Source organism: Gordonia sp. p3-SID1431 (assembly GCF_025143765.1).
GTDB lineage: Bacteria > Actinomycetota > Actinomycetes > Mycobacteriales > Mycobacteriaceae > Gordonia > Gordonia hongkongensis.
This window is the reverse complement of record NZ_JAMBDT010000020.1, coordinates 47796-59133: the sequence shown is the minus strand read 5'-3', so window position 1 is coordinate 59133 and position 11338 is coordinate 47796. Positions and strand designations below refer to the sequence as shown.

The 11338-nt window shown below is 66.0% G+C and carries 9 protein-coding genes and 4 tRNA genes; 5 read left to right on the top strand and 8 right to left on the bottom strand.

The genetic code is table 11. The annotated features are described in order from the left end of the window. Together M4D77_RS07550 and M4D77_RS07545 are read left to right on the top strand one after the other, a co-directional pair. Positions 1–858 (top strand): HNH endonuclease signature motif containing protein (locus M4D77_RS07550; RefSeq protein WP_259935929.1); only part of this gene is annotated, 858 nt, incomplete at its 5' end. A 160-nt stretch (positions 859–1018) separates the two neighbouring features. Beyond that, on the top strand, positions 1019–2500 hold the full coding sequence (locus M4D77_RS07545; RefSeq protein WP_259935928.1) for a PE-PPE domain-containing protein: 1482 nt from the start codon (positions 1019–1021) through the stop codon (positions 2498–2500). A 447-nt stretch (positions 2501–2947) separates the two neighbouring features. Here M4D77_RS07545 and M4D77_RS07540 read toward each other — a convergent pair whose 3' ends face one another. The 4 genes from M4D77_RS07540 to M4D77_RS07525 form a co-directional block, all read right to left on the bottom strand. Next, complete coding sequence (locus M4D77_RS07540) at positions 2948–3190, bottom strand: hypothetical protein (protein ID WP_058253580.1); 243 nt, start codon at positions 3188–3190, stop codon at positions 2948–2950. 179 nt (positions 3191–3369) lie between these two features. Further along, positions 3370–3446 (bottom strand) — tRNA-Phe (locus M4D77_RS07535). Between the two features lie 33 nt (positions 3447–3479). Beyond that, a tRNA-Asp gene (locus M4D77_RS07530) sits at positions 3480–3556 on the bottom strand. Positions 3557–3603: 47 nt separating this feature from the next. Then, positions 3604–3676 (bottom strand) — tRNA-Glu (locus M4D77_RS07525). A 182-nt stretch (positions 3677–3858) separates the two neighbouring features. Between M4D77_RS07525 and M4D77_RS07520 the strand changes: the two genes are divergently transcribed. The 3 genes from M4D77_RS07520 (at position 3859) to M4D77_RS07510 (ending at position 6847) form a co-directional block, all read left to right on the top strand. Continuing rightward, positions 3859–3934 (top strand) — tRNA-Lys (locus M4D77_RS07520). Positions 3935–4306: 372 nt separating this feature from the next. Further along, entirely contained in the window at positions 4307–5935 is a 1629-nt protein-coding gene (locus M4D77_RS07515) for a VWA domain-containing protein (RefSeq protein ID WP_259935927.1), read from the top strand. Positions 5936–6007: 72 nt separating this feature from the next. After that, a complete protein-coding gene (locus M4D77_RS07510) occupies positions 6008–6847 on the top strand; it encodes an SGNH/GDSL hydrolase family protein (protein ID WP_259935926.1) in 840 nt (279 codons plus the stop codon). Positions 6848–6910: 63 nt separating this feature from the next. Here the strand turns inward: M4D77_RS07510 and M4D77_RS07505 are convergent, their stop codons facing one another. The 4 genes from M4D77_RS07505 to M4D77_RS07490 form a co-directional block, all read right to left on the bottom strand. Then, positions 6911–8314, bottom strand: coding sequence for a lipase family protein (locus M4D77_RS07505; protein WP_165630441.1), 1404 nt, complete (start codon positions 8312–8314; stop codon positions 6911–6913). Positions 8315–8702: 388 nt separating this feature from the next. Next, positions 8703–9038 (bottom strand): LuxR C-terminal-related transcriptional regulator, encoded by a 336-nt coding sequence (locus M4D77_RS07500; protein ID WP_259935925.1) that lies wholly within the window; start codon positions 9036–9038, stop codon positions 8703–8705. Between the two features lie 123 nt (positions 9039–9161). Then, the gene (locus M4D77_RS07495) at positions 9162–10238 is read right to left on the bottom strand and encodes a hypothetical protein (protein WP_259935924.1); all 1077 of its coding nucleotides are present in this window, start codon (positions 10236–10238) and stop codon (positions 9162–9164) included. Then, entirely contained in the window at positions 10238–11320 is a 1083-nt protein-coding gene (locus M4D77_RS07490) for a sensor histidine kinase (protein ID WP_259935923.1), read from the bottom strand. Before M4D77_RS07490 ends, M4D77_RS07495 begins: the two co-directional genes overlap by 1 nt. Between the last annotated feature and the right edge of the window lie 18 nt (positions 11321–11338).

Genomic DNA, 11338 nt, shown 5'->3' with positions numbered 1-11338 from the left:
ATCGTGATCCATGTGGTCACCGATGCCGCCACCCTGGCCGGGGCACCCGGGGTCGGGTTCCTCGACGAACACGGCATCATCAGCGACGAACACGTCCGTGACCTCGCCGCCCGCCCGGATGCCACGCTGTCCCCGGTCACCCCCGCCCGCACCCAACCCACCTACGTCGCCCCCAGCACCAATGACGATGACCAGCGGCGGACCGCGCAACGCCCGGCACCCGCCGACGAAGCCACGACCGGCGCACACGGCGAAAACGAGACGGACGCAGCCGAACCCGGTGATGTCGGCGGGACCGGTGGCCTCGCCTCGGGCGTAGCGGTGGTGTATCCGGCGACCCATCCCGGCAACGGGTACCGGCCCACCACGTCGTGCGCCGACTTCGTACGCGTCCGGGACGGATATTGCACCGAACCCGGCTGCACCCGTTCAGCGTTCGCGTGCGATCTCGATCACGTCACCGAGTACGACCACACCGACCCCGCCCGGGGTGGGGCGACGTCGAGTGAGAACCTCAACGCCAAATGCCGTCCCGGTCACCTGTTCAAAACCCACGGGGACTGGGTCGATGTGCAATACCGCGACGACGACGGACGCCTGGTCACCGAATACGAGACCCCCGAAGGGGTCACCCTGCCCGGCGACGCCGAAACCCTGGAAGACACCTTCCCCAACCTGCGGCGTATCCGGTTCGAGCAAGCCGCCCAAGCCCCACCCACCCCACGGGTGATCACCGCCGTCAACCCGGAGCGCACGCACAGCCGACTGGACGCCAAACTGGCCCGCCGGCGACAAGAACGCGCCCGAAACAAGCGAGCCCGCGAAGAACTCGACCGGTTGGACCCACCCCCGTTCTGACAAACACGAGCGTTCCCCTGATCGGGTGAAAACTCGCCGGTAACTTGTCCTTCTTCCTTGCGGCTGCGAACATTTGACGTGGTTTCACGATCGTGGAGACCGAATCAAACATGCCAATGGCCGGTGATCAGGTCGGCGGCGGGGGCAAGGGCGGGAAGACATGAACGGATTTCGACGGACGCTGCGCGCGTCCACGGTGGGTTGCGCGCTGTGCCTCGGCATGGTCGTACCGACTGCACTGCCCACAACCGCGTCGGCCGCGCCGGTGATTTCGGCCGAGACCCTGGCCACCATCGAGGGACTGAACGACGACGGCGTGTTCCGACCCGCGGAACCCGACGACGGGCTCGGTCCGGACTGGCTGTCGACGACGTTCCCTCATGTCAACGGGGACACAATCGTGGTAGTGACCCCCGGAACCGACGACGGCACCCTGTTCCCGCGCATCAGGGGACTCCGTGCCGGTCGTCAGGTCTTGGTCATCGAGTACCCCGAAGCACTAGGCCCCATTGTCTCGGGCCGGTCCGGCGCAGTTCTGCCGCTCTTCGCCCCGAGTTACGACGCCTCTCGGGATGTCGCCGTCGACAACAACCTCAAAGTCATGCGGGCGTTCGCACAGCAGACCGAGGGGCAGCCGTACGTCGTCTACACCGGCTACTCGCAAGGCGCCGAAGCCCTGGGCAATGCTGCGGAGATCGCGGTCGGTCAGCCGAACGGGATCGACGTCGACAACTCGACGATCCTGCTCATCTCCGATCCGCGGAGCCCGTGGGGCCTGAAGGCGTGGGCCGACAACAACGTCGTCGGTTCAGTGTTCGAACTGTTCGGCGCCGAGAGCAACGGAGCCCGCGATCCCGGCGCCACCGGCGACGATCTCCCCGTGGTTTCCGTCATCGTGGTCGGCGATCCGGTTGCCAACTTCCAGTGGCGAACGCTCAGGCCGGTGAGTTCCCTGCTCGTCAACGCGGCCGGCTTCATCGCGATCCATTCGGGCCTGGGCGAAGAGAACTACGGCAATCTCATCGACTACACCACAGCGCCGACGACGATGAAAAGCCGCGACGGCAATACGACGTACGTCGTCTATCAGCCGAAACACCACCCGCTCACGTTGGTCGCGATGATCCTCAACGACGCGGTGGGCATCGAACCGAGCGATGCCGATCTCGAGCGGTGGGACGCGGTCAACAACGCCTTCTACCCGCTGGTCACGCCGACAGAGTCGAACGCCGCGGTGCCGGTGGAGTCTTCGTCGACCGACGACGAGGACGCGGTCACCGCGCGTCTCGCGGAACCGGCGGACCTGGGCGAACCGCTGACCGAGTCGCCCGCGCCAGCCGAGATCGAGAGCTCTGACGCCCCCGCCGAGGTGACCCCGTCCGGAGGACGCCATCGCGCACCCGAGAACGAGAACGCAGACTCGGACACAACTCCGGAATCGACCCCGTCTGAGGGCGGGCGGCACCGCCTCACCGGCAGCGGACGGCACTCCGCAGAGCCCGAGTCGGAGGACTCGGAGCCGTCTGACACAAGCTCCGATGCCGACACATCGACTCCGGCCGAGTACACCTCAGACGTGTCAGACACCGATAGTGACACCTCGTCTGATTCGAGCGACGCCGAGTCCGGTGCGGCAGCCTGACAGCTGAAAGCCGACCGACGACAACGTATCCAACGTCCCTACCGAGCCACTTGGCGGTAGCGCCGGCTCCTCGCCTCTCGGCGGAGCCGCCGACAAGTCCAGCGCGGGGCCGAGCAATCACCCCCTCGACCCCGCGCTGGTCGAACTAGCAGCCGGCCGCTTATTGAACCGGCAACGAGCCGCCACCCCAGCTGGTTGAGCCGGCAACGAGCCGCTGGGCGAGACGCCCACCCCCCGCTGGTTGAGCCGGCACCGAGCCGCTGGGCGAGCCGCCCACCCCCCCCGCTGGTTGAGCCGGCACCGAGCCGCTGGGCGAGCCGCCCACCCCCCGCTGGTTGAGCCGGCACCGAGCCGCTGGGCGAGCCGCCCACCCCCCCGCTGGTTGAGCCGGCACCGAGCGGAGCGAGGCGCCGAGTCGAAACCACCTGGCGACCTACATCGAGAACCTCACCCTTGCCCGATGAGGAACGCCGCCACCGCAAAGGCGATGAGCACCAACGAGATCGCGCACCCGAGCACCACTTGTTTGGCGGTCGACATGGGTGCGTACGGGTCTTTGTACTCGTACCGGTAGGTCGGTGGGCTGGAACTCTCGGCGTCGGCAGTATGCCGCGCCGAGCCGTGGCTGGGTTGTTCCGGGAATTGGTCATGTGAGGGTAGACGCGGCGTACCCCCCGGTATCGCGTTCACCGGACCATCATGCCCGCGTCACGGAGATTTCGCACCTCGCGTGCGTCGTACGATCGGGTGAATCCGTTGTGGCCGTTGCGATTCGGACCACAATCACGGCTCGAACCTTCGCGTCTCACACGTCCAGCGTTCGCTCGAACAAAGAACCCCCAGCAGTCTCGGACTGCTGGGGGTTTTTGTGGTGGCCAGAGTCGGGATCGAACCGACGACCTTCCGCTTTTCAGGCGGACGCTCGTACCAACTGAGCTACCTGGCCGGAAGGTACCGGTTGACGATGAACCGAAACCTTTGGCGACCCTGACGGGACTCGAACCCGCGACCTCCGCCGTGACAGGGCGGCGCGCTAACCAACTGCGCCACAGGGCCTTGTTAAATTATCTGCGCGGTCCTCGTTGCCGAGTGCCGCGCAGGCGTACCCCCTACGGGATTCGAACCCGCGCTACCGCCTTGAAAGGGCGGCGTCCTAGGCCGCTAGACGAAGGGGGCCGGTCGTGTTCTCCGTTGGGAGCTCGCATAGCTTATGACAGGTCTCGCGCAAACCACAAATCGACTGGTCAGACCCATAAATGAAGCATCGCGACCAGCTCGACGACACGCACACCGAGGGTCACGTTCGCACCGTTTGCACACGTTGTAAACTCATCGACGCCCCGGCTCGCCGGGGCCCTGCCCCTATAGCTCAGTTGGTAGAGCTACGGACTTTTAATCCGCAGGTCCCAGGTTCGAGCCCTGGTGGGGGCACCATCTTGACGATCCGAAGAGGTCCAGTGCCGAGTTAAGCCAGGCACCGCCTCGCGGTTCCATCGAAGTGCCTATCGGCGTGCCAGACGAGCTCCCCAAGACGGACAGGTTCTGCTTGCTCATCTGAAACGCGCCGCAGTTCAGATAGACCGAATACCGACCCGATGGCAGACCAGTAGTTCTGCCCGCGCGGCCGTTCTGAACCGGAGGCACGACCGCCTGCCTTCGCGCCCGAGTCGGCGCGGATTCAGTCTGGCCCTTCGCCGGGAAATGTGCGAACTCGCCTGAAGCACAGCGAGACTCGGTGTCACCTGATCGGACGAACTCTGTCTTCACGGGGCTCGTGGGACGACGGTGCCTGACTACGATCCTCAGGTGACGCTATCCGCCCGGCTGGGCTCTCTGGCCATCCTCTGTCTCCTTGTGGCCGCATGTAGCACGTCGGGCGACGGCAGCCCGAGCTCCCCGTCGGAGAGCACGACCGCGTCCGCCGACACCTCCCCTGTCGTGGTCGTGCTCGACGGATCAGAGTCGATGCTGACTGCCGACGCTCCCGGCCCCCGCATCGACGCTGCACGCGCCGCCGTGACGGATTTTGCGACGGGCCTCCCCGACGGCACACCGTTCGGACTCGTCGCCTACGGGAACACGCTCAGCGCGAAAACGACGCGCCAGGCGGCCGGCTGCCAGGACGTCACGACGATCATGGATCTGGCACCCATCGACAAGGGGGCAGCAACCGAAGCCATCGCCGGTGTCGAGGCCCAGGGATGGACCCCGCTATCGAAGGCTCTCACCCAAGGTGTCGAGCTGCTGGCGGGCAGCGGAGGGTCCGTCGTTCTGGTCTCCGATGGAGAGGCAAACTGCCCGCCCGATCCCTGCGACACGGCCCAGCAGCTGCGCGCTCGCTACCCCGACGTCACGATCAGCACCATCGGCTTTCGTGCGACAAACACCCAGCTGGAGTGCATCGCCCGCGAGGGCGGCGGTGTGTACATCACGGCAGACAACTCGCAGCAGCTCGCCGCACGGATCACCGCCGCCCGTGACGCCGACTCGGCGTCGACGAAGCTGACCAACACCGGACTGGCCGGGGTGAACCTGGGGTCTCGGGCCGATGAGATCAGAGCCACGACGCCAGGCTTCCCGGAACTGTCCATGGGAACGGTGGACGGCGACCGCGTGGTCGTGCGCTGGCGCGACTGCGAATGGGTATTCGCCGAGGGCGTACTGGTCGAGATCCGCCCGCTCGGATCGGCGGTCACGACAGTCGACGGGGTGACGGTCGGCACTCGGATGAGTCGCGTCGTCGAACTGTTCGGCGAGCCGGTTCGTGACGACAAGGCCATGTCCACTGCATATTTCGCAGCAGATGAACCCCGCGGTATCGCGCTCAAGGTTTCCTACGACGGCGATGTCGCCAGCGGTACCGTCAAGACTCTCACCCTGTGCACGTGCCTGCCGAAACCGGCTTCGAAGGACGAGGCCGACAACTGCGGGCCCACAGCCGATTTCCCGAAGCTTCGGGTCGTCGCCAGGGGTGTTGATTGCCAGAGCGCCCTCCGTCTCGTCGAACGCTACGTCGACGATCCCCGCACCCAACGCGGTGATCGCGGCGCGCAACTCGATTCGTGGGGATGCAACATCCTCGGCGCCGCGGAAACCGAGGCGGGTGAACCTGTCATCCGCTGCAAGCGGCCCGACGGCGCGCAGGTCACGGTCGAGGAACCCAGAAGCGCGTCGGATGTGAACGCCACCCCGACGAAGCAAGAGGTCTGCGACGCATGGCAGACGGTCTCCGACCTGTACCGAACCAGGACTCTGATCAACTCCCGCGGCCCATCGGGTGGACTGGAAGCCGTTGCGAGACTTGGTGAACTCGCCCAGCAGTTTCCCGCCGAGGCGCTTCGATGGGAAGGAGCTCAACTATCCGAGGCTGCCGACAGCGGCTCGGTCACTTTGACGGAGTTCAACTCGAAACAGAACCTGAAGGCCTTCTGCTGAAGAAGGCAACGCGCCCCCTCGTCCCGCAAGAGAAACCGGAATACCAACACGATCGACGGCCACAGCTCCCTGATGTCCCGCGTCCGAGCCGCGACTCTCGCAGCCCTCATCTGTCTGCTCAGCACCGTCCTGGCGGTGCCGGCGACAGCGACCCCGAGTGGCCCCGAATACGTCGCCTTGGGCGACTCGCGCGCTGCCGCGCCAACGAACGGTTCCACCCTGCGCCCAGACGGTTGCGGGCGCACACCCGACGGCTACCCGGTACACGTGGCCGCGCGCCTCGGACTGAGCCTGCGGTCCGTCGCCTGTGTCAATGCCACCACCGCCAATGTCACCACGACACCACAGCTGACGCTGTACGGTCCGCGCCTCGTTCAAACACGCGCGCTGTCGCGGTCGACGCGGTTGGTCACTCTGTCGATCGGCGGTATCGATCTGCAGTGGTGGTCGCTGGTGTCGTCCTGTTTCACAAAGACGTTCGGCCCCGACCCGCGTTGCCGCGCCAACCCCTCGGTGACAAGACGAATCAACTCCGGTCTGGCCTCACTCGCACCCAAGATCGACGCCACGCTGACCCGGATCGGACAGCGCGCTCCCAACGCACGCGTCGTTCTCGTCGGCCACGGCGGCTACTACGGTCGGACCGGCTGCCCAGGTCAGGCGAACATCAGCACCGCTGACGCTGCATTCGTCCTACGGTTCTTCGAGCGCTTCAACGCAGTGCTCCGAGACTCCGCTCGAGCACACTCGGTTGTTTTCGTCGACGTGGCCGGGCCTGCCGCCGGACATGACGCATGCGCAGGTTCAGCTCGATGGTTTGAGGGAAACATCTCGCGGTCGGCAACCCAGGTACGCCACCCCACCCCGCTCGGCAGCAAGGCCATCGCAGACCTGGTCGTCGCGGCGCTCTGACCCGTGGTTGCGCCGGTTCCAGCGGAGCGAGGCGTCGAGTCGAAGCCACCCCAGGTCGTCCTGTCAGCGGCACTCACTCCGCGCGGGTTTCCCGCGCAGACGGTCGTCGAGCCACGTCAACGTGTCGGGCAGGCCGGCGAAGATCCCGGTCATGTGTTCGGCCGGGTACTCGCGGTACGACGCTGACGCCCTGAGCGCGCACTGCTCGGCGAACAGGGCGCGAGCCTGGCTCGCCGGTATCCACCACTCGTAGGTCCCGTGGTAGATCCGCAGCGGCATCGTCGCCCGGTGATCCTTCATCGAAGTGATCGCGAAAAGACGCTCGGCGACGGGTGAACGGTAAGGATCGGGGTCGGCCGACAGAACCTGGGTGGGTATGTGCGACACACCCAGGACACCCATCCCACTGGTACACAGGTCCCGCATCGGAGACGTGGCCAACCAGCGTGCCGCGTTGTTCGCCATCGCGAGGACTTCGGGACGTTCCCGTGCGACACCGAGCATGGCGGCGTGGAACACCCCGGAACCGAGGTTGGCGTTCATAGCCCCGGCCAGGGAGCGGTAGTCGGCCGGTACGCCGCCGTACGCCGCGCCGACGATCCGCCCGGCCTGCTCCGGGGCGTAGGAATCGGCAAGCTTCGCCGCGGCATTCGTGGCAATCGCGCCACCGGAGTATCCGTGCATAGCGATCGGTCCGGTGGCGAAGTTGTCGGGGTCGAGCCGGCCTGCCGCCCGCAGCGAGTCCATGATCACGTGCGCTGCGACGTACGGTTCGGCGTACGCCATCCGGGGTCCGGTGTGGTCGGGCATGATCACCGCGTAGCCGCGGTCCAAGGCCAATTGCGCGAACGGCGGGATGAGGTCGGTGGTGTTGGTGTCGGCGTGATAGCCGTGAGCAAGCGTGTAACCGGGCGTGCACTTCGTCCCGAGCGCGACGATCGGCGAATTGTGAACCAGCACCGGACGCGACCGCGGTCCCTTCCATGCCTTGGCAGGGACGAGGAGGGTCGCGGTACCGAAGATCGGCTGATCCCCGGCGTCGACGCTCCGGAACTTGATCTGGCGAGCCGACCGCAGCGGAACCGTCATCAGCAACTGCGCCGTGCGCATGACATCGCGAGTGGCGATCACATCTCCGGCAGCACGGCGTGCGAGGTCGGCCGGCCATTGATCGAAGAACCGGTCGCCGCTCGGCGAGGGCATGACCGCCTCGCGAAGTTCCTGCAGCTCGTGAGAGGCACCGGGCGTCACCGAGCGGGCAGGTATGCGGTGCAACCTCTTCACCGGCGGTGCCGGCACAGCGGCGTCGATGGCCTCGGGAAGCGCGGAAGGCGCCGGACCGAGATTCGGCGGCTCGGCCAACACCTCCGCAGTTCCTCCGATCGCACCGATCGTCATCCCCGTCGCAATCACTGCAGAAATCGCTGCGCGCAGCGCCCAGCCCCGCAGGTTCCACCATGCCGGCATCGCCGATACTCCTCGTCACACAAGCGATCACGGACCGGAACACCCCGCTGGTCAGCCACTTCTCGCATCGAAATCGAACCCCCGTCATGGTAAAGGGTTGGCGCTAACGGTCGGCGACGGCCCTGTTGACTGTCCGACGCCGGATCAACCGTTCGGACTGTTCGACGCGATCCTCCGATCGGCCGCCGTCACCCGATCGATGACCTTCGTCGACGTGGCCTCCGCCACCGTCGGGCACGACGCCTGTCCCGGAGCGGGTCGATGGTTCGAAGGCAATTCGTCGCGGTCACAGACTCAACCCCGCCATCCGACGCCACTCGGAAGTAGAGCAATCGCAAATTTGATCCTGAACACGCTCAGAGGACCTTCAGATCATCACGGGGTCTCTTCAGGCAAGGTTCCGACCGTTACTCGGATGTTGTTGCCTGCGTTGCACTTCAGTTGCCTCGTCAAACAACGCAGTAAGGCTGGCAATCTCTTCGAGGGTGCAGATTCCGTCTTCGATGGCCCTGATGAGCAGGGCGATCTTCGACGGCGCGGGTCGGCCGACGACTCGGTACTTGTCGCGGATCCGGGTGAGGTGAGTATGCACCGTGGATTCACCGACGAAGAGTCGTCGGGCGGCTTGCTGCTTGGAATCACACGCGAGCCACACGGTCAGCACCTCGACCTCGCGCTTGCTGAGGGCAGGCCGCCCTACCGAATCAAGAGCCTGAATCGTCATCTCGCACTCCTGCTGGTCTGCTGTGGCTGACGAGAGTGACGTTAAGACGGTCGCGGTGTCGGCGACAGACCGATCTTGCGGGGGCACCCGCGATGGTGCCACCGCCCCGGGGGGCATAGATAGTCAAGCGAACGGTCTGCCCGCACGCGGGACGGCCTGGGTTCCGAGACGAGGAAGCTCCTCGACCTCATCGGCGGTGATCTCGGTGCGTCGTGTCCCGGCGGCATCGGTCACGAGTACCGAGGCCACGGTTTCCCGGCCGGATGGCCACATGCGTACGCACACGCGCCCGCCCGCCGCTTCTTGCAAGGCGTGTGCCGCTGCCTCACGCACTGAGGCAATGACAGCGGGGTCCTGTTCTGGCGTACCGGAATCGTCGAGAAAGATGACCTCCACGCCCCGCTGTCGCGCGCTGTACGCGGCTTCGTCGAGCTCAAGCGTGGACAGAATCGGCGCTCTCAGCCGGTCGCGCAGGTGGGCCTCGAGTAGTGCGCACTCTCCTCGCTCAGCTGCGGTGAGGGGTTCGCCTGACGCGATCTTCTCGATCATCGGGCGGGCGAGGCGATCGAGGTGGCGTGCTTGCTTCTCGCGCTCATCGGCGCCGGCGGTTTGCGCAGCCAGTTCGGCGACGCGTTCGGTTGTCTGCGCCCGTAGCGAGAACACCGCCTTCGCCGTGGGCCGAAGAGTGAACGACAGGAGAGTCGCCATCGCCAGAGGGGCTGCGTCGATGGCAACAAAACTGATGCCGTACGCAGCGCCCCGACCGACAGCGACGGCCCACACTGCGAACACAAGCACCATTCCGAGCAAGCCGATCCACGGCGCGATCCGCCGGCCGCGGACATTCATGAAGCAGTAGATCGACGTCCCGCCGCCGTGTATCCAGATCTGCAGAGGTGAACTGAGAACCGCGGGGGTCGCCGACAACACAAGGGCACACGCCACCGGCCCCGAGGCGGTCAGCATCAGAGTCGTCCCGAACGGGAGAGGGTCGCCGGGAACGAGGACGAGGACGAGCGTCGCGGCTATCAATACGACCGATCCCAGTGCCGCCACCCAGGGAGTGATGTAACTGTTGACCGTGGCCACGGTCACGATGACCATGGCGACGAGGTAGCTACCGATGATGAGCCATGCACCGCGCGTTCGCATTCCGAGCAGGTCGCGAATATCCTCGCGCCCACCGGTCGGGCTCACCATCACCGCACCCACTCCAAGAACACACGAGTGCCGCGCATCGGCGCCGACTCGATGGTGGCGGAGCCACCGATGTGCGCCATCCGTTCACGGATGCTGATGGCGATTCCGAGCCGGTCGGCCGGCACCGTCGACGGTTCGAAACCATGCCCGTTGTCGGCTACTTCTATGTGCAGCCGGTCATCCGTGATCTCCACCGAGACAATCGTCTTCGACGCCCGAGCATGACGGCCGCTGTTGCGGACCGCCTCCGCAGCCGCTGCCGCGACTGTACGAACCACCGTGGCGGGATAGCCGGCGTCCGGGCTGTCGATTGCGCGGCGAACCTCGAAACGTCGGGTCGGGTCCACCGTGGCCGTCACCTCACTGAGATGCGTCAGAACAGCATCGGGGGTCATCGTGCCGTCGGTGTCGGCGTCGCCGCGGATCCTATCGAGCGCGTGCAAGGTGGCCTGGGCTTGAGCGGCCAACTGCGTGGAGTTCCCTCGGCGAGCGGCGACCAGCAAGGTCGCCATGACGCCGTCGTGGGTGAGTTGATTGAACCGTTGCCGCTCGTTGGCGCGGGCCTGCGACGCGGCGGCGGCCGCCGCCGTTCGGTAGGCCTGCGCCCGCGTGTCATCGAGAACCGTTGCGGTACGCATCCCCATGACCGCTGCAGCGAAGTACACGAGCGAGAAGGCGAATGCCCACGCCATATCCGGAACGAACAGCCCGCTGCGTGCGACGTCGCGGGCCACGTAGTTGATCGTGACGCTCGAGATCACCACCACCACAAGCACGACAAAGGCGTAGGTCGGACGCATGGCCAGTGCGGCGGCGATCGCAGCCAATCCACAGAAAGAGAAGAACCATATGCCGGTGGTTTCGGAAAGGTGCGCGCCGTTCCAGCCGAAACCCCACGTGAACACCGCCGCCAGATAGCCGCCGGTAGCAAACCCTGCACACACTCGTAGGGCTCGAGGCGACCCTCGCCACGCGAGCGGCCCCAGCGCGAGCCCTGGACCGAACACGACAACCAGTGCGGGCACCGTCCACCACATGTGCATCACTGCCAGTGACGCCGCGATAGCCGGGGAGGTGAGCACCAGGTACACCAGGTAGCC

Excerpts from the sequence above, each read along its gene's own strand:
- M4D77_RS07495 (WP_259935924.1), bottom strand. The coding sequence starts at position 10,238 with ATGGTGAGCCCGACCGGTGGGCGCGAGGATATTCGCGACCTGCTCGGA.
- M4D77_RS07500 (WP_259935925.1), bottom strand. The coding sequence starts at position 9,038 with ATGACGATTCAGGCTCTTGATTCGGTAGGGCGGCCTGCCCTCAGCAAG.
- M4D77_RS07505 (WP_165630441.1), bottom strand. The coding sequence starts at position 8,314 with ATGCCGGCATGGTGGAACCTGCGGGGCTGGGCGCTGCGCGCAGCGATT.
- M4D77_RS07510 (WP_259935926.1), top strand. The coding sequence starts at position 6,008 with ATGTCCCGCGTCCGAGCCGCGACTCTCGCAGCCCTCATCTGTCTGCTC.
- M4D77_RS07545 (WP_259935928.1), top strand. The coding sequence starts at position 1,019 with ATGAACGGATTTCGACGGACGCTGCGCGCGTCCACGGTGGGTTGCGCG.